Consider the following 20,037-nt stretch of genomic DNA (forward strand, 5'->3'; position numbering starts at 1 on the left):
CAACCTCGATGCCAGCCGGTAGCGCCGGTGCGCCGCCGCCGGCGCGAGGCAGCGCGCCTGCTGGTGGTATGGCGCTTGCTGAATCGTCGGTCATCGGCGCCACAGCGCCAGACTCCAATCAAGGAAGACGACCCATGAAACTCTCGAAGGTGCTCTCCGGTCTCGCACCCTGCATTCTCGCCTCGGCCTCGCTCGCGGGGTGCATCATCGTCGACAACGACGGCCATTCCCACGCCGGGTACGGCTCGCTCACGGTGGCGCTGACGATCGATGGTCGCGCTGACTCATTCGAGTGCTTCGACCACGACGTGGATGGGTTCGTCGTCAGCGTCGAGGACGAGGCGGGCTTCGTGACCGAGGCGTCCGCGGATTGCGATGAGCTCGGCCTCACCATCTTCGATCTCCCCGGGGGCTATTACGACGTCGAGACCTGGCTCGTGGATTTCGACGGCTTCCAGAAGAGCGACGTCGTGCGCGTCGAGTCCGTCGACGTGTACGGCGATGCGGACACGCTCGTCGAGGTCGACTTTCCCTGGAACTGGATCGATTCGTGACGCGCGGCGCGCCTGAGCGCCGGGGCCGCTACCTGTTCGCGACCGCGTTCGCGAGGCCGTAGACGCCGTACTCGATGAGGTACGCGAGCTCGTGGTCGGGGAACTCGGCGCTCGCGAGCTCCGCGAGCTTCTTGTGGTGGCTCGCGGCCTCGGGCCCCGCGAGCTCGCTCTTCCGCTCGCCGAGCGACGCGACGTAGCGCTCGACGAGGGCCTCCATCCCGGTGAGATAGGCCTTCTGCTCCTCGACGGCGGCGCGCACCGGGGCAGCCGCGCCCCGGCCGCCGTGAACGGTGAGCCCGTCGAACTCGAGGAGCTCGTCGAGCGCCGCGCGCCACGAGGCGAGGTCCGGCGAGGGCTGGCCGTCGCGGAGGCCGCCCTCGAGCCACGCGTGCGCCCTGTGGTGCACGAGATCGCCGACGACGAGCGCCCCGGCCGAGGGGACGATCGCGACGGTCTGCGTGGTCGTCACGCCGGCGTGATCGAGCTCGCGCAGCTCGACCGCGCCGGCCTCGAGCGGGAGGTCGTACGCGCCCTCGAACGTCACGTCGACGGTGGCCTGCGGCGGATAGGTCTCCTCGGTGAACATGCCCACGCCGATGAAATACGGCTTCTTGTAGGCGTGCACCGCGCCGATCGCGCTCGCGGTGGCGCGGCTCGCGACGACCTTCGCGCCGATCTTCTGGAACTCGGAGGCGCCGTTGAACTTGTCCGGGTTCGGGTGCGTGATCACCACGTACGTTATCGGGCTCTGCGTCTCGCCGCGGATCTGCGCGATGGCGCTCCGCGCGTGCGCCCCGGTGAACTGGGCGTCGAACACGACGACCTCGCGCCCGGTGTCGTAATAGAACGAGTGGGTGTCGAACCCGGCGGTGTCCGACGTGAAGGTGCCGAGCCTCGCCGGCGCCTCGGCGGGGTGCTCTGCGGTCTCTTCCGGGGTGCAGGCGGCGGCGAGGGCCGCGAGCGAGGCGACGGCGGCGGCGTGGATGAGCTTCGACATGGGGATCTCCTCTCTCGGTTTCGTTGCGGGGCGCTCGGCCCCGAAGACGAGGGAGAAGATGCGGCGCCCGGCGCTGGCGCGCTTTCCCCTGGAAGCCAATGTTTTGCTCCTGCGCGCCAGCGGCGATCAGGGCGCTGCGCGCCGTCTCAGAACCTCTCCACCGACGGGCGCACGTCGATCTCGTGGGTCCAGGCGCTCGGAGGCTGGGCGTGGAGCTGGTAGTAGGTCTCCGCGAGCGCGTCCGGCGCGAGCATCGTGGCGGCGTCCCTCCCGGGATCCATGGCGCGCACGCGCGGGGTGTCGATCAGCCCGTCGATGATCACGTGGGCCACGTGGATGCCGCGCGGGCCGAGCTCGCGCGCGAGCGACTGGGCGAGGGCGCGGAGGCCGAACTTGCCCACGGCCAGGGCCGCGAAGCGCGCGCCGCCGCGGAGTGAGGCCGTGGCGCCGCTGAAGAGGAGCGTGCCCCGGCCGCGCTCGAGCATGTCGGGCAGCGCGGCCTGCGCGGCGACGAAGCCGCCGAGGCAGTTGATCTTCCAGGCGTCCTCGAGCTCCCGCGGCGTGAGCTCCAGGGCGCCGGCCATGCGAAAGGCGCCGGCGTTGTAGATCAGCACCTCCGCCGGGCCGAGCGATCCCTTGACCTGCGCGAAGGCGGCCGCGACCGAGTCCGGGTCGGTGGCGTCCGCGGGGGCGCTCAGGGCGCGTCCCCCGTCTTGCTCGATCTCCCGCTGCACGGCCTCGCACGTGGCGGCCGTGCGGGCGACGAGCCCGACGGAGAACCCCTCGCGCGCGAAGCGCCTGGACACCGCGGCGCCGAGGCCGGGACCGACGCCGACGACGACCGCTACCCTGTTCGAGCTCATGAATCGATCTCCTCCTGCCGGGCCTCGCGCCCGGCGAGCGTCGGCAGGTTACCCTCCTCCGGGGCCCGCGGCCTTCACCAGCACCTCAGGCGAGCGCTCATCTCCCGCTGCAGCCCTCCACGCACGCACATGGAAGGGCCACGCGTCGCGGAGATACAGGCCGAAGGGGATCCACCAGACGAGATCGTTCGTCAAGCAGAGCACGGCGGCGCGCGGCGGCCACTCCCCGGTCAGGAGCAGCGCCGCGAGGCCGATCGGCCCGAGGACCTTGCCGAGCAGGCCGACCGCCGCGAGGAGAAAGCCGCGCTCGGGGGCGCGCGCGACCTCCGCATAAAGAATGGCGTAGACGCCGACCACCATCCCGAGACAGGCGAAGATCGCAGGGTGGTTGAGGGGCGGCATGCCCGCGAAGCGAAAGAGCCATTGCGGGTCGAGCGCCGCGTAGAGGCCCCAGCAGGCGTTGTAGAGGGCGGCGAGGGCGAAGACGGCGCGGTGCAGGCGGCGGCGGGGGATCATGCGGGCTCCTCGCGCTCGACCCCCGCCGCGGCCGGGGAAGGACGGGGAGGGGTCGTACGGAGGCGTCAGCGGCATGCGGGCGAGGATACAGCTCGAGCGCGCGCGAGCGCCACGTCGAGGCGCATGCGCGTGGCGGGCGAGGAGGGCGGCCGCGGATCGATGATCCGCTCGTCGGTAGGCGAGGGCGCGGCGCCGCTTGCCGCGGCTTCTGCGGTGGCCCTTGCCGCTGCGCTCGGCGCTGCGGGCCCTGCTGGGCGGACTGCTAGCCTTGCGACTGGCCGCGCTGCTGCTGGGCGGACTGCGGGCCTTGCTGCTGGGCGGACTGCGGGCCTTGCTGCTGGGCGGACTGCGGGCCTTGCTGCTGGGCGGACTGCGGGCCGAACTGGGCGCCCTGCTGCTGGCCGCGCTGCTGCTGGCCCTGGAACTGGGCGCCCTGCTGCTGACCGCGCTGCTGCTGGCCCTGGAACCGGTCGCCTCGCTGCTGACCGCGCTGCTGCTGGGCGGACTGCGGGCCTTGCTGCTGGGCGGACTGCGGGCCTTGCTGCTGGGCGGACTGCGGGCCTTGCTGTTGCGGGCTCTTCTGCTGGGCGCCCTGCTGCTGGCCGGATTGCTGCTGTCGCGCCTGCAGCAGCGTGCAGAAGAGCTGCTCCGCCTTTCTGAGGTGCTGCTCGATGTCCGAGCGCATCTTCATGACGTGGGACCGGAGGCTCGCGCTCTTCGTCTGCTCGGTGATCGGCTGGTCGAGGATCTCGAGGGCGCGGCGGTGCAGGGAGACCTGGGCCCAGATGAACGCGACGTCGAACTCTGCGCCTTCCTGCTCTTGCAGCGACTCGCTGGTCACGATCGCGTCGGCCTGGATCTGCTGGCACTGCGGGCAGGCCTCGATGCTGGCGGTGGCGCCCCTCGACAGCCGGACCCCGTGCTGCTCGGCCCGAGAGTGCTCGTCGATCATCTCCTCGGCGTAGCGCTGCACCTCCGGGGACTCGGCCTTCTCCAGCGCGATCTCCGACAGCTTCACCTCCTGCCGGTTGATGAGCGAGACCAGCGTCGCGAGCTCCCGATCCGACACCTGCCGCATCGCGCTGTGACCGCCGGACTGCCCACGGCCGCCCTGGTGGCCTCCCTGGTAGCCGGCCTGCTCGCCGCACGCTTGCTCCGCGCCCGCTCGCTGTCCGCCGCCGCCCTGCCGGCCGCCCTGGTAGCCGGCCTGCCCGCCGCCCTGCCGGCCGCCCTGCCTGCCGGCCTGTTCGCCGCCGCTCTGCCTGCCGCCGGCGCGGCTCTGGCGATCTTCGCCTCTCCGTCCGCCGCTCTGGCCGTCGGCGCCCGTGTTGTCACGGCCGCCGCTCTCGCCGCCGGCCGTCGCCTCGCGGTCCGTCTCGGCCTCATCCGCACCGGCGATGCACCCGCCAACCCCCGCGAGTACAAGGCTCCCCGCGAACATGATCGCCACGAGGCGACCTGAACGATTGCGCAACATCTTGCTTGCTCCTTGCTCGATATCGGCGCGCTGTCGCGCTCACCTGCCGGTTATCGGGCCCCCAACATCTGGGTTCCCGCTTCGGGGATGGTGAGCGAGGTAGAGCCCGAAGCCTGCATCGTCATTTCCCCGAGCGCCCCGCGGCCGGGCCGGGATCGGCGCGAGAATCGATGTCGCGCGCAGCGTCGACCCTGGCCGTCGCGCGGGGGCCGGCGCGGCGACGCCCCCTCGCAATTGACCTGCTCGCGCACCCGCCTGCCCGGGGAGCGGCGCCATCGGTCGGGCACGCGTGAGCTCGGACAGCCGGACAGCCGTCCTGGCGCCGAGAACCTGCTCGTCGCGCCCGCGTCACGCCGGCGGGAACCATCCCGCGAGCGCGGCTGTCGCAATCGACCATGCCCCCTTCCGTCGCCCGGTTCTTCGTCCTCGCCTGCGCCATCACCTGGCCCTGTCAGCTCCCGTTCGTGCTGCAGCAGTGGGGCGCGCCCATCCCGGTCGACGTCGCGACGGCGCCGCTCGTGCTCGGCGCCATCGGACCCTCGGTGGCCGCGGCGGTGTGCGCCTGGAAGGAAGGCGGCCGCGGCGGGCTCTCGGGGCTTCTCTCGCCGCGCCGCGCCCCCGCCGGCTGGGCCTGGGCGCCGCTCGCGCTGTGCATGCCGGCGATGCTGCACCTCGCCGGCCTGGCGCTGCTGGCGCTCGCGGGCGGGAGCACGCCCGCGACGCTCCTCTACGCCCCCGTCACCCCGGAGCAGCGCGGCATCGCCTTTCTCGCGCCGCTCGGCGAGGAGCTCGGCTTTCGCGGATACGCGCTCCGGCGCCTCCTTCCGGCGCGCGGGCCCGTCCTCGCCAGCCTCCTCGTCGGCGCCGGGTGGACCCTCTGGCATCTCCCCACGATGTGCCTGCCGGGCGTCCCGTGGTGGTCGTGGGTGCTCGGCCCGCTGTTCATCACGTCGCTCAGCGTGCTGATGACGGCGCTGCACATCCGGTCTGGCGGCAGCCTGCTGGTGGCGATCGCGGCGCACCTCGGCATCCACCTCGACAACGTCTCCCGCGCGCACCTGTCCGGCGACGGCGCCGCGCCGCTCCTCGTCACGACGATCGCCGCGGTCGCGGCCGCCGCGATCGCGGCGCGGCGCATGCGGGCGTGGGAGCCGGCCGCCGCTGTCACGACCGCCGCGGGCGCTGCCTGAGCGTCGCCGTCGCGGCCGCCGCGACCGCGGCGATCGTCGTGACGAGGCCGCGGCGCGGCGCACCGCGCCGCCTTTCGCTGCGCCGCCGATGAGCGTAAGCTCCGCGCGATGTCCGGACGAGCGACGCTTCGGCCCTGCTCCGACCTTCTGGCCGAGACCACTTCATGGGAGCTCCCGCGCCCGATCGCCCGCCTCGCGGCGCCGGGCCCCGGTCCGCGCTGACGCGATGGATATCGAGGCCCTGAAGCGCGAGATCGAGCGGCTCCGCGTCGTCGCCTCCCGCGATCGCGGGTGGCTCGACGCCGTGCTCGAGCACAGCCCCCACGGCGTCATCCTCTGCGACGCGTCCGGGAAGCTCATCCTGCACAACCGGGCGGCGGAGCGCATCTGGGCCGGCAGCGCTTCGACCGAGTCGATGCGCGACTGGACGCTCTATCGCGCCTTCCACGACGACGGCCGCCCGTACGAGGCCGCGGACTGGGCGATGGCGCGCGCGATGGCCCAGCGGCAGGTCATCGAGAGCGAGGAGACCCCGATCCAGCGCTTCGACGGGACGCGCGCCATGGTCCTCGGGAGCGCCGCGCCCATCCTCGGGCCCGACGGCGAGATCGAGGGCGGGATCTCGGTGTTCGCCGACATCTCGCACCTCAAGCAGGTCGAGGCGGAGCGCGTGGAGCTCGCGGCGCAGCTCGAGAAGCGCGTCGAGGAGCTCCATCGCAGCGCGCAGCTCACGCAGGCGCTGCTCGCGGTCAGCGCGGCGCTGAGCGGCGCGGTGACGCTCGACGAGATGGCCACCGCCGTCGTCCGCGACATCCACCGCGTGATCGGGGCGTCGACGACGATGATGTACACGGCGGACGAGGCGGCCGGGGTCGCGACGCTCGTCGGCCACAGCGGGCTGGAGGAGCAGCGCACGAGCCGTTACGCGGCCGTGCGCCTCGACGCCCGACTGCCGCTCTCCGAGGCGCTCCGGGAGCGCCGCCCGTGCTGGGTGGCGACGAAGCGGGACTTGTACGATGCGTATCCGGAGCTCGCGGCGCTCAGGCCGGCGCGCGACGACATCCAGGCGCTCGCCGTCCTGCCGATCGTCGCCCACGGCGCGCTGCTCGGCGGGATCTCGTTCTCGTTCGCGCGCGAGCGGTCGTGGAGCGCCGAAGATCGCGAGTTCTTGCTCAGCGTGGCGGCGCAGTGCGCGTCGGCGCTGGACAGGGCGCGCCTGCTCGAGCAGGAGCGCAGCGCCCGGGCGCGCGCGGAGACGCTCGCGGCCGAGCTCGCGCGGCAGCAGGCGACGCTGCGCCTCCTGAGCGAGGCGGGCGCCGTGCTCTCCAACTCGCTCGACTACGCGTCGCGGCTCGCGCACCTGACGCACCTGGCGGTCCCCACGCTGGCGGACTGGTGCGCGGTCGACATGGTGAACGGCGACACCATCGAGCGCGTGGCCGTTCACCACATGGATCCGGCGAAGCTCGAGCTGTCCGAGCGCCTGCGGGCGATGTCGCCGCCCCGGCTCGACGCCCCGACGGGCGTGCCCGCGGTCATCCGCACCGGCCGCCCCGAGTGGGTGCTGGACATCCCGGACGCGGTCCTCGAGGCCGCCGCGCTGGACCCCGAGCACCTGCGCCTGATCCGGTCGCTCGGGCTGAGGTCCTACGTCGTCGTCCCGCTCCGGGGGCGCGAGCGGACCATCGGCGCGCTGACGCTCGTCCACGCGGAGTCGGGCCGCCGCTTCAGCGAGGCGGACGTCGCGCTCGCCGAGGAGCTCGCGAACCGCGTGGCGCTGCTGATCGACAACGCGCGGCTGTTCCAGCAGGTCGACGCGTCGCGCGAGCGCCTCGCGGGCCTGTTCAACCAGGCGCCCGCCGGCATCTGCATCATGCGCGGCCCCGGGCACGTCTTCGAGCTGGTGAACCCGGCGTACGCGGACATCCTCGGCGGTCGCGAGGTGATGGGCAGGCCCATCCGCGAGGCGCTGCCCGAGCTGCAGGGCCAGGGCATCTTCGAGCTCCTGGATGCGGTCTACCGGAGCGGGCAGCCCTACGTCGGCACGTCCGTGCCCCTCCGCCTCCGGCGCGGCGCCGCCGGCCCGGAGGAGGAGCGGTTCTTCAACTTCGTGTACCAGGCGATGCGCGCGCCCGACGGCAGCACCGAGGGCGTGATGGCGTTTGCCTTCGAGGTGACCGATCAGGTGCAGGCGCGCCGCCACGTCGAGCAGCTCGCGATCGAGCTCGCCACGAGCGAGGCGCGCCTGCGCACGCTGGTGCAGGCGACCACGGCCATCGTGTGGACGGCCACGGACAGGGGAGAGGTGGTCGAGAGCTCGCCGAGCTGGCTCGAGTTCACCGGCCAGACCGAGGCCGAGTACCTGAACGGCGGCTTCCTGGAGGCGATCCACCCCGACGACCGGGGGGCGGTGATGCGGGCCTGGGCGGACGCCGTGGCGCGCGGGGCCATGTACGAGGCCGAGTACAGGCTCCGCCGCAGGAACGGCACGTACGCCGTCACCGCGGCGCGCGCGGTGCCCGTCCGCGCGACGGACGGCGGCGTCCGCGAGTACGTGGGCTGCAACATCGATATCAGCCAGCAGCGCGAGGCCGAGCGGCTCACGCGGGAGCACGCCGAGGTGCTCGAGACGCTCCACGAGGTCGGGCAGGCGCTGTCGGCGGAGCTCGAGCTCGACGCGCTCGTCCAGTCGGTCACCGACGCCGGGACGAAGCTCTCCGGCGCGGCGTTCGGCGCGTTCTTCTACAACGTGAACGACCCGCAGGGCGGCAGTTACATGCTCTATTCGCTCTCGGGGGTGCCGAGAGAGGAGTTCTCGCGCTTCCCGATGCCGCGGAACACGGCCGTGTTCGCGCCGACGTTCAGCGGCGAGGGCGTGATTCGCCTCGACGATGTGACCAGGGATCCGCGCTATGGCAAGAACACCCCGTACCAGGGTACGCCGGAAGGCCACCTCCCGGTCGCGAGCTACATGGCCGTTCCGGTGGTCTCCCGGAGCGGCAAGGTCATCGGCGGCATGTTCTTCGGCCACCCGGAGCCGGGGGTGTTCACCGAGCGCTCCGAGCGCATCGCGGTAGGCCTCGCCGCGCAGGCCGCGGTGGCGATGGACAACGCCCGGCTGTTCCGGGAGGCGCAGGTGCTCATCCGGGCGCTGGAGCGGACCAACGCCGAGCTCGACCAGTTCGCGTACGTGACGAGCCACGACCTGAAGGCGCCGCTCCGCGGCATCGCGAGCCTGGCCCAGTGGATCGAGGAGGACCTGTCGGACAAGCTCACCGCCGACACGCGCCACCAGATGGAGCTGCTGCGCGGGCGCGTGCAGCGCATGGAGGGGCTGATCGAGGGGATCCTGGCCTACTCGCGCGCGACGAGGTTCCGCGAGAAGCCGGAGAGCGTGAACATCGAGAGGCTCGCGAAGGAGGCTGTCGAGCTCCTCGCGCCGAAGCCGCCTGCGCAGGTCACGCTCGACGTGCCGCCCGCCATCCTGCGGACGTACAAGGTGCCGCTCCAGCAGGTGCTGATGAACCTGATCACGAACGCGCTGAAGCACGCGGGCCGCGAGGACGCGCGGGTGTCCGTCGTCGCCCGAGAGGAGGGCGACAGGGTCGAGTTCTCCGTGTCGGACAACGGTCCTGGCATCGCGCCCGCGTTCCACGAGAAGGTGTGGGGGATGTTCCAGACGCTGCAGGCGCGGGACAAGGTGGAGAGCACCGGGATCGGGCTCGCCATCGTGCGCAAGATCGTGGAGAGCCGCGGCGGGCGGGCGTGGGTGGAGTCGGACGGCAAGAGCGGCGCGACGTTCCGGTTCACGTGGCCGAAGAGGGAAGGGGGGCAGGGGGCGGCTTGAGGCGTCCGGGGGGCGCGGGGAGCCGCCGCGAGCGCCTGGCTCGCCAGCGCTCATGACGCCGGTTTCCGTGTCAGAGCGCAGCTCTTCCGATCTGCTGGATGGTCGCCTGCTCCCGCAGCCGGTCTTTCTCCTCTGGCGCGGACTGGAGCAGCTCGTTCAGCTTGCTCGAGATGACGTAGATCTTCCCGTCCCGGAGCACGCCGGTCGTCGGATAGACGTCGCCGAGCTGCTGAACCGCGCGCAGCTCCGCGGTGACCCAGCCGTCCTCGCTCGACAACGAGAACGCGGCGTTCGACGCGACGCCGGCTGCCTGGTTCGCGATGAGCACCAGGTCCTTCTTCCCCACCAGGATCAACCCGTCGCCGCCCACAAACGTCCTGGCGATGTCGACCCGCGAGAGCCGAGAAGGGCTCGCGAGGGGCACCTTGAACAAGCTGCCATCGCTCTTCTTGACGACCAGCAAGTAGCCATCGGGGTGAACGGCCACCCCGTTCAGGTTGATCCCTTCACCGGCGAATCGATCGTCTTGCAGGAACACGGCCGCGTTTCCCTGCGGATCGACCTTGTAGATGGTGGGAGAAAAGCTGTCGGTGACGTAAGCGTTGCCGGCCGAGTCCAGGGCGATGCCGTTCAGCAGGTGATCGCCCGGGGACAGGGGGGCGAGGTCCACGTAGTGGAGGGCCGCGCCCGTCGCGAGGTCGTAGAGGCCAACGGCGGCCAGGTGCCTGGGTCCCTCGGCGGACGGCTTGACGCTCGCGCCGAGGTCGGAGTTCACCGCCCAGAGCCGGCCCCGCTCGATGTCCACGGCGATGCCGAGCACCGAGCAGAGACGCCTGTCGTCGACGACGAGCGAGACGCCGCCCTCCCGGTCCACCGCGTAGATCGCGCCCTCCCTGAACGAGCCCACCAGGAATCTGTGGCGCGTGCTGTCGTACTCGATGGTCTCTGGATACAGCGCCGGCCTGTGAACCGTCAGGGGCTCGCCCTGGCGCTCGAGCGTGACGACCTCCGCGCGCGCGCAGCCCACGGACGTCGGCCCGAGCATCGCGGCTGCGCACAGCGCGCCGATGCCCGCCAGGGCGGTCGCTCTGGCCGGCGCCCCGTTCGCTCTGGTGTGTCGCGCGCTCGTTGCCCTGTTCATGAACGACATCTCTGCTCCTGTTCTGGGTGGAGTCGCCCTGCGGGCGACGCGCGCTATCGAGGCGCGCTGCTGGAGGCGTCCCGACGCCTCTCCCACGCTGCCCATGCGTCGACGAAGCGCTCCTCGGTCCATGCCTTCGCGGCGCGCGCGTGCCTCAGCTCCTGGCGCAGCTCGAGCACCAGCACCGAGGCCGGTGTGCCCTCCTGGTGCGCGCCGGGCAGGCTCAGCGCCCCTTCGATCCGGTTCTCGAGCTCTTGCTCACGGCGCGCGAGCTCGGCCACCTGCTCGCTCATCGCCGCTGCGTCGGGGGGCGATGCCTCCGCCGCGTCGGGCGCAGCCGCAGGGCTCCGCGCGATCGCCGCGCCCGCGTCTGCTGCGGGCTGCGGCGGCCGTGCTCGCGCCACCTCGACGCTCAGGCCAGCCGCCGCGATCCCGGACGCCGCGAGGCCCGCGATCGCCCACCGCCGTCCCCGCGGGCTCGCCCGGAGCTCCGCTCGACTCCCCGCGTCCACAAGGCGCTTCACGCGCGGGAGGAGCGCGCTCGTCGAGCGTGCCATCGCCGGGACCATCGCGCGCCGGTGGGTGAGCAGCGCGCCGGCGGCCACCTGGACCAGCGCGCGCGCCAGGCCCCGAGGATCGCCCGTGAGCTCGACGGCCCGATCGTCGCAGGCCAGCTCGGCGGTCTGACGAAAGCGAGACGAGACCCAGCGGGTGACCGGCTGCACCCACAGGAGCGACTGCACGAGGCCGACGACAGGAAACCAGAGCCCATCGCGGCGCTCGATATGGGCGAGCTCGTGAGCGAACACGGCGTCGACCTCTGCGTCGGTGAGGGCGGTGAGCTTCGCCAGCGGGATGCACACCTCGGAGGCTCCGATGACCAGGGGGCTGCCCACGCTGGCGCTCTCCGTCAGCGCGACCCGACGCAGCCCGATCCGGCTGCGCACCCGGTCCAGGCGCTGGAGCAACCGCGCGTCGTGCACCTCTGTGCGACCGCGAAGGCTGCGCCACAGCAGCAGCGCCGAGCCGGCGAACCGCAGCGGTCCCAGCGCTGCTGCCCCGGCTCCACACGCGGTGAGCAAGGTCCACCACAGGCTCGCCCGCGTGCCGGACGCCGGTGCCTCGGCGCCAGCGCTCTCACGGGTCGACGCCCCGCCTTGCGGCGCCGCGACAGGAGCCGTGGGCTCGGGAGCGTCACCGAACGACAGAACGGAGATCGCCTGGAAGTACGACGGCTCCCCGGGCGCGTGCTCGGACTCCCATGGCGCCGTTGCGCCGAGCAACGTGGTCGCGAGCGGGCCGAACAGCGCCATCTTCCAGAGCAGATGGCGCGTCGAGGACGAGAGGGATTTCCGGCGAGCCAGCAGCGCCGCCGCCCCGGCCCACACAACGGCGTGGAGCGAGCAGGTGAGCAGCAGCGCGAGAAAGGAGGACGCCATGCCGGGCTCGCTGCCCGGCCCTATCAGCAGGTGGAGCGCCACGATCAGGCCCCTTTCTCCTCGAGCAGCCGCCGCATCTCCTCGAGCTCTTCAGGGCTGAGCTGCTCCGACTCCAGGAGCTGCGCCGCGACGGCGGAGACCTTGCCGCCAAAGAAGGAAGACACCACGCGATGGAGCACCCCCCTGGCGGCCTCCTTCTGGCTCACCAGCGCGCGGTACACGAGCTGCCTGCCGCGCCGGCGATGCTCGACCCAGCCCTGCTTGCTGAGCCGCTGCAGCAAGGTCGCCACCGTCGTGGGCGCGAGCGCCCTCCCGTCCTTCGCCATCGCCGAGAGGACGTCGCTGACGGTGCCTTCACCGCCCTCCCAGAGCGCCTTCATCACCGCGAGCTGCAGATCCGTCAGAGTTCCCGTTCCCACGACTACAAATGTCGTTCAAGGGCGCCGGGCTGTCAACGACAAATGTAGTCGTGCGGGCTCCGGCGGGATCCTCCGCGAGAGTCTGTACATTTCCGTCAGAGCTGTAGGTTGCCCGGGAAACGCGTGGCGCCGTGCAGGCGCCGCGGCGCGCGTTGCTTGTCCGCGCGGGGGGTCGCGCGGCGAGCGCGGTTGGAGCGTCGCGGGGCTCCGGTCCTCCTATCAGGACCGCGGATCGCGGCGGCGCGCCGTCGCTGCGCTCAGTTCGAGGGCTTCGGCATCGTGAGCACCATCGCTTCCTCGTCGGCCTCGAGGTCGTTGACGTTCCAGTAGATGGAGCCGCAATCGACGGCGATCTCGAAGAAGTACGGCTGCCCGGTCGCGAGGGTGGTCGCGTCTCCCTCGCCGATGCGCGCCCTCCGCACCTCGCCCTGGCCGGCGCCGTTCACGTAGACGGTCCAGTAGATGAACTCGTCGTCCACCGCGAGCGACTTCGAGACGGCCTGAGCGTCGACCGTGGTGGTGAAGGGCGGGGCATCGAGCGCCGCGTCCGTGGCCTTGGACTGGACCGCGCCAGTGTTGTCGGTCACCCAGTGCAAGACGCCGTTGGCGAGGACGATCTCGCTCGGGTGTCCGTTCGTCTCCGCGAAGACCTCGGCGGTCTCGCCGAGCGGATCCTTCGTCTTGCGCAGGATCTGGCGCTCGGAGTACTCCGCCCAGTAGACGTGCGTCGCGTCGACGGCGATGCCGACGGGGTTGCCGCCGGAGGCGACCTGCTCGGCGAGCGGCTGGCTGCCATCGGCCCTGGCCCGCCAGACGGCCGCGGGCGTCTGGGTCACCCAGTAGACGCTGTCGCCGTACGAGGCGATCCGGCCGAAGGCCGGGACGATCTCTTCGTCCTCCTGCCGGGGGACCTCCGCGATCTGGATGGGGCTCGAGCTCGGCGGATCGATGGAGATCCCCAGCACGTCTCCGTTGCTCCAGTTGATCCACGAGAGCTGCCCGCCCGAGTAGGTGACCCAGGCGGTGTTGCCGAATCCGAGGGTGCCCGGGAGCGTACGCGCGGCCCCGCCATCCTTCGGGATGGAGACGATGGCCTCGTTGTTCGCCATGAGCACGGCGTCCTGGGTGACGACCATTCCCTTCGGGTTGGACCCGAGCCCTGCTGCCATCTGCGTCACCGGACACTGTCCCGCGGTGCAGCTCGACGGGGCACACGAGGGGGGGCCGCCGCCCGCGCCGCCCGCGCCGCCCTCACCGCCGTGGCCGCCGGAGCCCGACGTCGTCGTGGTCGAGCCTCCGCCGCCCGACGCCGTGCTCGCCGTCGTCGAGGACGAGGAGGTGGCCGCCTCGGTGCCAGGCTCGATGCCGAAGAGGAGATTGCATCCGGTGCCCGCCGTCGCGAGCGCGATCAGGGCGCAGGGCAAAGCGAACTTGCTGTACATGAGGGAGTGTATAGAACGGGCGCGCAGCGCCGGCTACGATGCGCCCCGGACCTTTTCGTGGAGGCGATATGGAAGCTGGATCCGAGCGCGTCCGGAGCGGCGGCTGCTCCTGCGGCGCGGTGCGCTTTCGTCTTCGTGGTGAGCCGATCCGCGTGGGGCTGTGCCACTGCACGGACTGCAGGAAGGTGACGGGCAGCGTCTTCCTGGCGTTCGCCATATGGCCCTGGGCGAGCTTCGAGTTCACGGGCGAGACGAGGTGCTGGGAAGGACGCAGCTTCTGCCCGACGTGCGGATCACGGCTGTTCTCGCTGCGGGAAGAGGAGGGTGAGGCCGAGATCAAGCTGGGGTGTCTGGACGAGGCGCCCGCGGATCTCTCGCCGACCTACGAGCTCTGGATCAAGCGCCGCGAGCGCTGGCTGCCCGCCCTCGCGGGCACGGCGCAGCACGTGGAAGACCCGCCGTGGGTGACCGCCGGCTCGAAGGCGCCAGCGAATCCGGTCGATCCCGGGTGACTTGCACCCTCGCCGCGCGCCGCGCCCGCGCCCGGCTGTCCCCCTGGACGCGCCGCGCGCGCGCCGCCCGCGCTCACGCCAGCCTGCGGAGCTGCTCCAGCCGCCGCCGTTGATCGATGTCGCGCCGCTTGATCTTGCCGGTCCTGAGCTCCTCGTAGGGCCCGCACACCGGCCGGTAATCGCACTGCCCGCACGCCCCCTCGGCGGGCATCGGCAGGAGCGCCGCCCTGTCGATCGCGTCGCCGATGATCCCCGACACCTGCGCGGCCGCCTCGCGCGCCCGCGCGTCCAGGTAGATCGGCACCTCCGTGAACCCGCCGGCGGAGGTGCAGTAATAGAGCCGCCCCGACTCGACCTGCGTCCCGGGGGGCATCAGCTTCTCCAGCGCGAGCGCGTAGAGCACCGGCTGGAGCGTCCCGCCGCCGCTCACGACCGCGTCGCGCGGCGCCCGGGCCTTGCCCGTCTTGTAGTCGGTCGCGCGCATCGCGCCCCACACGCTCCGCTCGACCAGGTCGATCGACCCGCGGAGCCGCACGCCGCAGTCGAGCTCCACCGGCTCGTCCGAGCTCCCCGGGTCGCGGGCCGCGAGGCGGCGCGGCAGCCCGAACGACATCTCGAAGTGGATCGGCTCCCAGTCGCGGTCCTCCGCGGAGCGCCGCAGCCACTCCCGGAGATCGGCCCGCACCGACGCGATGCCGTCGTCCCACACGCGCTGGATCGCCGGCGCGAGCTCGTCCGCGTAGCGCGCGGCCACGCGGTCGAGCGTACGGTCGAGCTCGGCCCGCGCCTCGTCGAGCGAAGGCGCGCTCACCGGCAGCTTGCCCGCGTCGCGCAGGGCGACGAGCACCTCGTAGAGCACGTCGTGCACGAGCCGGCCGCGCTGGAGCGGGTCGAGCTCCTCGATCGCCTCCGGGGCCGGGCGCGGCGCGAGCTTGTGCACGGCGTAGAGGAAGAACCGGTAGGGGCACGCGGCGAAGTGCTGGAGCGCCGTCGGCGAGAACGAGCGGCGCCCGAAGGCGTGCTTCGCGAGCGCCTCGCGCGCCTCCGCGACCGGCTTGTACAGCCCGTCGGCGCTCGTCCAGGCCGGGATCCAGCGCCGCGCCCGGAAGCGGAGCGCCCGCGCCAGGTGCGGGTTCGCGCCGAGCAGGTAGCGCGCTGTGCCGATGGTCTGCTCCTCCGGCAGGCTGAAGAGCGTCTCCAGGAGCGCGAGGTCGTGCTCGGCCGCGTCGATGGCGTCCTCGGGCCGCGCGGGCGCGGGCCAGCCGATGCGCGCGGCGCCGCCCTGCTCGGCGCGGCGCTCGAGCTCGCCGAAGCCGGGCAGCCGGCCCTCGGCGGCGCGCAGGAGCTCGAGCCCGTAGAACGACGGCACCCGCGGCCGCGACTGGTCCATGTCGACGCGCGGGTACGACACGACGAGCTTGCGCCGGGCCGCGCCGACCGCGAGCCGGAGCGCGAGGCGCTCGCGCGCCACGCGGTCGTCGCTCGTGTCGAGGCCCGAGGCGCCCCCGGCGATCGCCCGGCGGAGCGCGTCGCGGAGGATCGGATCCTCGGTGACCTTCTGCGGGAAGATCCGCTCGGCGAGGCCGGGCACGAAGACCACGTCGAACGAGCGCCCGCGGGCGGCCTCGATGGGCGCCACGAACAGGCGCCCGTCGCGGCGGGCGGCCGGGGGCAGCACGAGATCGGTGAGGCGGTGCGCGAGGCAGAGGCGCACCTCGCCGAGGTCCACCGGGCCGACGTCGGCCATCGGCGCGAGCTCCGCGAGCACGGCGAGCACCCGCTCGGGCCGCCGGAGCGCGCGCGTCGCGAGCGCGGAGAGCCGGTCGCGCCACGCGCCCCAGGTCATGCGCTCGCCCGGGCTCGGCAGCGCGGCGAGCAGCGGCAGCGCGAAGTCGCGGAGCGCCGCGAGGTCCGCGAGCGTCCGCGAGACGCGCGCGGTGTCGCGCTCCTCGGACACGCGCGCGAGCTCGAGCCGGAGCTCCCGCTCGAACCCCGAGAGCCGCGCCTTCCACCGATCGAGCCCGCCGATCACCGCCGCGTCGACGAGGATCCGCTCCCAGCGCCGCGGGGCGCGCAGGGTGCCGTCCTGCACCGGCGCGTCGGGGTCTGCGCCCGGCGAAGCCGGCGCCCCCGCAGGGGTGGACAGCGCCCCCGCAGGGGTGGACAGCGCCCCCGCAGGGGTGGACAGCGCGCCCGCAGGGGTGGACAGCGCGCCCGCAGGGGTGGACAGCGCGCCCGCCGAGGAGGGCGCGCCGCCGTCCGCCGGCGCCTCGTCGTCGTCCGCCGGCGCCCCGTCGTCGAGCCCGCCGCGCAGCAGCTCGGGGAAGAGCTCGTCGTCCGGCGGCACCCATCGGTCGGCCTCGGACGCGGCCGGCGGCGGCTCGCCCGCGGGGGTCGGGTCGGGCACCTGCCCGAGCGAGAGGTACTCGGCGAAGCGCGACGCCGAGAGGTGCTCGGCCGCGCACGCGAGCAGCGCGAGGAGCGCGCGCCCCGCAGGATCGGGCTGGACCGAGCCCTGCGCGAAATACGCGGGGATCCCGGCCCGGCGCAGCGCCTCGACGAGGTGCGCGCGGTACTGATCGGGCGCGCGCAGGAGGATCGCCATCCGCTCGAACGGCACGCCGGCGCCGGCCTCGCGCAGCGCGATGCGCGCGATCTCCACGCACTCGCGGCTCTCTCCGGGCGCGGAGAGGATCTCGACCTCGTCGCCGAGCCCGGGGGCGTCGTCGGTGAGCGGGTCGAACAGGTGCTCCTGCAGGCGCGCCAGCGAGGTGCTGGGCGCGCCCGGCGGCTCGTGGCCCGCGCCGTCCGCGCCGTCGCCGTCGTCGCCGCCGTCGCCCGCGCCGGCGCCGTCGTGCGCGGCCGAGACCGCGGTCAGCGAGACGCGGCGCGGCGGCGACCGGAGCGCCGCCTCGAGGTGGCGCAGCGACGCGGCGTCGCCCGCGGGCACCGTGGCGAGCGCGTCGGGCGAGCGCGCGGCCACGGCCTCGAGGAGCTCGCGCTCCAGCGCGAACCGCACCGGCACGTCGAGCAGGAGCATCGGCAGCCCGAGCAGCGGGTGCCTCGCGCGCGGGTCCCCGCCGTCGTCGGCGCGGGCGCGCTCGGCCGCGAGGCGCAGGACGAGCGCGCGATCGGCGAGGCCCGCCTCGTCCAGGGCGGCGTCGAAGGCGCGGGCGATGCGGTCGAGGTCGGCCGGCGCGAGCGCGTCCGGCGCGACGCCGGCGAGCCGCGCCTCGTCGAGCGTCCGCGCCACGGCGCGCGGCAGCCCGGGCCGATCCGCGACGCGGGCGAAGCGCCCGAGCAGCCCGTCCTGGGCGAGCCCGTCGATCGCGCGCGCGCACAGGGCCTCGATCGCGAGCGCGCTGGCCGGGACGAGGCCGCGCGCGGCGAGCGCCGGCATCGCGAGCGCGGCCGCGAGGCGCCCCAGGGTGAGCCGGTGCCAGCCGAAGGTGGCGCGGTAGCCGCGGATCGACGAGCGGGCGAGCTCGCTCACGGCCTCGACCGAGGCGCCGACGAGGAGCACGCGATCGGCGGGGCGCCGGCGGCGCAGCCAGCCCACGGCCCGATCGAGGCGGGCGGCGGCGCTGGGGGAGGTGATGAGGGCGTGGGACACGAGGTCGCTGGGGATCGCGGCGCAGGGCCGGGGAGGATGCGGCAACGGCCGCGCGGACCGCTGCACGGCGGTACAGGTCGGCGAAGTGTGAAGCAGAACGGAGGTGGAGGAAACCCGCCGCGGCGCGGAGCGGCGAGGCGCCTCGCTGGCGAGCGGGTGCTGCGCCGCTCGGTCGCTGCCTCCCGACCGTCCTCCGCTATACTGGCGCGGCATGCTGTGCGACGTTGCGGCGAGACAGGCCAGCCGCCCCTACCTGGACCGCCGCGGCCCGAGGCCGGCATGACCGACGTCGACCTTCGCTGGATGGAGCGCTGCCTGGAGCTCGCGGCGCTCGCCGCCGGGCGCACCGCGCCGAACCCGATGGTCGGCTCGGTCATCGTGCGCGGCGACGAGCTCCTCGCCGAGGGGTTCCACGAGCGAGCCGGGCTGGCCCACGCCGAGGTCGACGCGCTCCGAAAGCTCGCCGGCCGCGCCGAGGGGGCCACGCTCTACGTCAACCTCGAGCCGTGCTGCCACCACGGCCGCACGCCGCCCTGCACCGACGCGCTCCTCCGCTCCGGCGTCCGTCGCGTCGTGATCGGGATGATCGACCCGAACCCCCTCGTCTCCGGCAGGGGCGTCGCCCTGCTCCAGAGCGCCGGGATCGAGGTCGCGATCGGCGTCCGCGAGCTCGCGTGCCGCGAGCTCAACCGCGTCTACATCGCGACCATGGCCGAGCGCAGCGCCCTGGTCGAGCGAGCGACGCCGACGTCCTGACACCCCCGCGAGCGCCGCGCCCGCGCTCCTCGTGAACGTCCCCGCCGTCCCGGCGGGCTTCCCTGCGAACCGGCGAGATCCACCCCGCTCGCGCCCGATTCCAGGACTCCCGCTCGCGCGCCCTTCCAGGACCCCCGCTGCGCGCCGGAGCCGACTCGCGGTCTCGCCGAGCAGGGCGCTGGCACCACGCTTGATATGCCCTCCGCCCTGCGGAGGACCCGAGTGGCGCAATGGTGTGCGCACCCTCACGCAATGGCCGCTCTAGACATCATTTCTAGACGGAAAGGTGGCAGTATGAAGAATGCTCTCCTGATCGCACTCCTCTGCCTCGGCGCGCCCGGCTGCGCGGATACGGTGGCCGGGGACGACGGCGAGCAGCCCGTGCTCACGTCCCGACAGCGCATCGTCGGCGGCGCCGTGGATACAGCGCACGCCTATGTCGTGGGCGTGGGCAACCGGGTCCGGGCGTACTGCACCGGGACGGTCATCTCGCGGCGCACCGTGATCACGGCGGGGCACTGCCACGGCGCGGCCACGCGGGTTTTCTTCGGCACGAGCCTCGGGCGGCGCTCGGCGAGCGTGCGGGTCGAGGAGTCGAGGCGGCACCCCGGGTTTGACCCGGGCACCCTCGAGAACGACATCACCCTCCTCAAGCTGGAGAGCGACGCGCCCGTGCAGCCCGCGCCGCTCCTGCGCGAGTCGATGGAGAACAACGGCTGGTACGTCGGGCCGGACTACACCTTCGTCGGTTACGGTGTCTCCGACGGCGTCGCTGGGACGGGGTTCGGCACGCGCCGCGTCGCGACGTTTCCCATCCTGGCGGTCGGGCCCGCCCAGGTGGGCGGCACGCCGGGGACGATCACCGAGACCCAGTTCTATTACCAGGTCCCGGCCATGAACACGTGCGCCGGCGACTCCGGAGGTCCGGCGTTCCTCGTGCGGTGGGGCGTCGAGCGCCACGCCGGCGTGACCTCGTTCGGCGACGACCCCTGCACGCTCGACGGGGTGCAGGCGCGCACGGATCACTACCAGCTCGCCCGGTTCATCCAGCCCACCATCGACGAGTTCGAGGCGGACAACCCGTGCCGCGCGGATGGCCTCTGCGAGGCGTCGTGCGATGCCGGCCCCGACGTCGTCGACCCCGATTGCGCCGAGCACCACTGCGCCGCAGACGGCGTGTGCGCGCTGGCCTGCGTGCAGCCGGCCGACCCGGACTGCGCGCTCGACGACGCGCCGGAGTGGTGGTCGGGGTGGTGAAGGAGGGGTGAGGG

15 protein-coding genes are annotated in these 20,037 nt (G+C 73.2%); 6 read left to right on the top strand and 9 right to left on the bottom strand.

Annotation, left to right across the window (positions count from 1 at the left end):
• The first annotated feature begins 134 nt into the window (after window positions 1–134).
• On the top strand, window positions 135–554 hold the full coding sequence (locus WME76_RS01405) for a hypothetical protein (protein ID WP_437958429.1): 420 nt from the start codon (window positions 135–137) through the stop codon (window positions 552–554).
• A gap of 28 nt (window positions 555–582) precedes the next feature.
• Here WME76_RS01405 and WME76_RS01410 read toward each other — a convergent pair whose 3' ends face one another.
• The 4 genes from WME76_RS01410 to WME76_RS01425 form a co-directional block, all read right to left on the bottom strand.
• Window positions 583–1,551 carry an MBL fold metallo-hydrolase gene (locus WME76_RS01410; RefSeq protein WP_437958430.1) on the bottom strand — a complete coding sequence of 323 codons (969 nt, stop codon included), beginning with the start codon at window positions 1,549–1,551 and terminating at the stop codon, window positions 583–585.
• A 146-nt stretch (window positions 1,552–1,697) separates the two neighbouring features.
• Window positions 1,698–2,414 carry an SDR family NAD(P)-dependent oxidoreductase gene (locus tag WME76_RS01415; RefSeq protein ID WP_437958431.1) on the bottom strand — a complete coding sequence of 239 codons (717 nt, stop codon included), beginning with the start codon at window positions 2,412–2,414 and terminating at the stop codon, window positions 1,698–1,700.
• Window positions 2,415–2,462: 48 nt separating this feature from the next.
• Window positions 2,463–2,930 (bottom strand): hypothetical protein, encoded by a 468-nt coding sequence (locus WME76_RS01420; protein ID WP_437958432.1) that lies wholly within the window; start codon window positions 2,928–2,930, stop codon window positions 2,463–2,465.
• A gap of 262 nt (window positions 2,931–3,192) precedes the next feature.
• Window positions 3,193–4,407, bottom strand: coding sequence for a DUF4142 domain-containing protein (locus WME76_RS01425; protein WP_437958433.1), 1,215 nt, complete (start codon window positions 4,405–4,407; stop codon window positions 3,193–3,195).
• Between the two features lie 395 nt (window positions 4,408–4,802).
• Here WME76_RS01425 and WME76_RS01430 point away from each other — a divergent pair, with 395 nt between their 5' ends.
• Window positions 4,803–5,597 (top strand): CPBP family intramembrane glutamic endopeptidase, encoded by a 795-nt coding sequence (locus WME76_RS01430; protein ID WP_437958434.1) that lies wholly within the window; start codon window positions 4,803–4,805, stop codon window positions 5,595–5,597.
• 226 nt (window positions 5,598–5,823) lie between these two features.
• Entirely contained in the window at window positions 5,824–9,444 is a 3,621-nt protein-coding gene (locus WME76_RS01435) for a GAF domain-containing protein (RefSeq protein WP_437958435.1), read from the top strand.
• A 70-nt stretch (window positions 9,445–9,514) separates the two neighbouring features.
• Here WME76_RS01435 and WME76_RS01440 read toward each other — a convergent pair whose 3' ends face one another.
• The 4 genes from WME76_RS01440 to WME76_RS01455 all read right to left on the bottom strand — a co-directional run bounded on the left by WME76_RS01440 (window position 9,515) and on the right by WME76_RS01455 (window position 13,885).
• Window positions 9,515–10,585 carry a hypothetical protein gene (locus tag WME76_RS01440; protein ID WP_437958436.1) on the bottom strand — a complete coding sequence of 357 codons (1,071 nt, stop codon included), beginning with the start codon at window positions 10,583–10,585 and terminating at the stop codon, window positions 9,515–9,517.
• Between the two features lie 53 nt (window positions 10,586–10,638).
• Window positions 10,639–12,066 carry a M56 family metallopeptidase gene (locus WME76_RS01445; protein ID WP_437958437.1) on the bottom strand — a complete coding sequence of 476 codons (1,428 nt, stop codon included), beginning with the start codon at window positions 12,064–12,066 and terminating at the stop codon, window positions 10,639–10,641.
• 2 nt (window positions 12,067–12,068) lie between these two features.
• Window positions 12,069–12,443, bottom strand: a complete 375-nt coding sequence (locus tag WME76_RS01450; RefSeq protein WP_437958438.1) for a BlaI/MecI/CopY family transcriptional regulator — start codon at window positions 12,441–12,443, stop codon at window positions 12,069–12,071.
• Between the two features lie 257 nt (window positions 12,444–12,700).
• Window positions 12,701–13,885, bottom strand: a complete 1,185-nt coding sequence (locus tag WME76_RS01455; protein ID WP_437958439.1) for an ABC transporter permease — start codon at window positions 13,883–13,885, stop codon at window positions 12,701–12,703.
• Window positions 13,886–13,953: 68 nt separating this feature from the next.
• Here WME76_RS01455 and WME76_RS01460 point away from each other — a divergent pair, with 68 nt between their 5' ends.
• Window positions 13,954–14,397, top strand: a complete 444-nt coding sequence (locus tag WME76_RS01460) for a GFA family protein (RefSeq protein WP_061612443.1) — start codon at window positions 13,954–13,956, stop codon at window positions 14,395–14,397.
• A 73-nt stretch (window positions 14,398–14,470) separates the two neighbouring features.
• Here the strand turns inward: WME76_RS01460 and WME76_RS01465 are convergent, their stop codons facing one another.
• A complete protein-coding gene (locus tag WME76_RS01465) occupies window positions 14,471–18,010 on the bottom strand; it encodes a PD-(D/E)XK nuclease family protein (protein WP_437958440.1) in 3,540 nt (1,179 codons plus the stop codon).
• A 279-nt stretch (window positions 18,011–18,289) separates the two neighbouring features.
• Here WME76_RS01465 and ribD point away from each other — a divergent pair, with 279 nt between their 5' ends.
• Window positions 18,290–18,766 (top strand): bifunctional diaminohydroxyphosphoribosylaminopyrimidine deaminase/5-amino-6-(5-phosphoribosylamino)uracil reductase RibD, encoded by a 477-nt coding sequence (gene ribD / locus WME76_RS01470; protein ID WP_437958441.1) that lies wholly within the window; start codon window positions 18,290–18,292, stop codon window positions 18,764–18,766.
• 294 nt (window positions 18,767–19,060) lie between these two features.
• Window positions 19,061–20,023: a S1 family peptidase gene (locus WME76_RS01475; protein WP_437958442.1), complete on the top strand. Its 963-nt coding sequence runs from the start codon at window positions 19,061–19,063 to the stop codon at window positions 20,021–20,023.
• Window positions 20,024–20,037 lie beyond the last annotated feature (14 nt).

This window comes from Sorangium sp. So ce119, from assembly GCF_051524405.1.
Classification (GTDB): domain Bacteria; phylum Myxococcota_A; class Polyangia; order Polyangiales; family Polyangiaceae; genus Sorangium; species Sorangium cellulosum_G.

What these genes read in the sequence shown, in the direction of transcription:
- WME76_RS01455 (WP_437958439.1), bottom strand. Translation starts at nt 13,885, where the DNA reads ATGTACAGCAAGTTCGCTTTGCCCTGCGCCCTGATCGCGCTCGCGACG.
- ribD (WP_437958441.1), top strand. Translation starts at nt 18,290, where the DNA reads ATGACCGACGTCGACCTTCGCTGGATGGAGCGCTGCCTGGAGCTCGCG.
- WME76_RS01415 (WP_437958431.1), bottom strand. Translation starts at nt 2,414, where the DNA reads ATGAGCTCGAACAGGGTAGCGGTCGTCGTCGGCGTCGGTCCCGGCCTC.
- WME76_RS01425 (WP_437958433.1), bottom strand. Translation starts at nt 4,407, where the DNA reads ATGTTGCGCAATCGTTCAGGTCGCCTCGTGGCGATCATGTTCGCGGGG.
- WME76_RS01420 (WP_437958432.1), bottom strand. Translation starts at nt 2,930, where the DNA reads ATGATCCCCCGCCGCCGCCTGCACCGCGCCGTCTTCGCCCTCGCCGCC.
- WME76_RS01440 (WP_437958436.1), bottom strand. Translation starts at nt 10,585, where the DNA reads ATGAACAGGGCAACGAGCGCGCGACACACCAGAGCGAACGGGGCGCCG.
- WME76_RS01475 (WP_437958442.1), top strand. Translation starts at nt 19,061, where the DNA reads ATGAAGAATGCTCTCCTGATCGCACTCCTCTGCCTCGGCGCGCCCGGC.
- WME76_RS01405 (WP_437958429.1), top strand. Translation starts at nt 135, where the DNA reads ATGAAACTCTCGAAGGTGCTCTCCGGTCTCGCACCCTGCATTCTCGCC.
- WME76_RS01430 (WP_437958434.1), top strand. Translation starts at nt 4,803, where the DNA reads ATGCCCCCTTCCGTCGCCCGGTTCTTCGTCCTCGCCTGCGCCATCACC.
- WME76_RS01435 (WP_437958435.1), top strand. Translation starts at nt 5,824, where the DNA reads ATGGATATCGAGGCCCTGAAGCGCGAGATCGAGCGGCTCCGCGTCGTC.
- WME76_RS01410 (WP_437958430.1), bottom strand. Translation starts at nt 1,551, where the DNA reads ATGTCGAAGCTCATCCACGCCGCCGCCGTCGCCTCGCTCGCGGCCCTC.
- WME76_RS01460 (WP_061612443.1), top strand. Translation starts at nt 13,954, where the DNA reads ATGGAAGCTGGATCCGAGCGCGTCCGGAGCGGCGGCTGCTCCTGCGGC.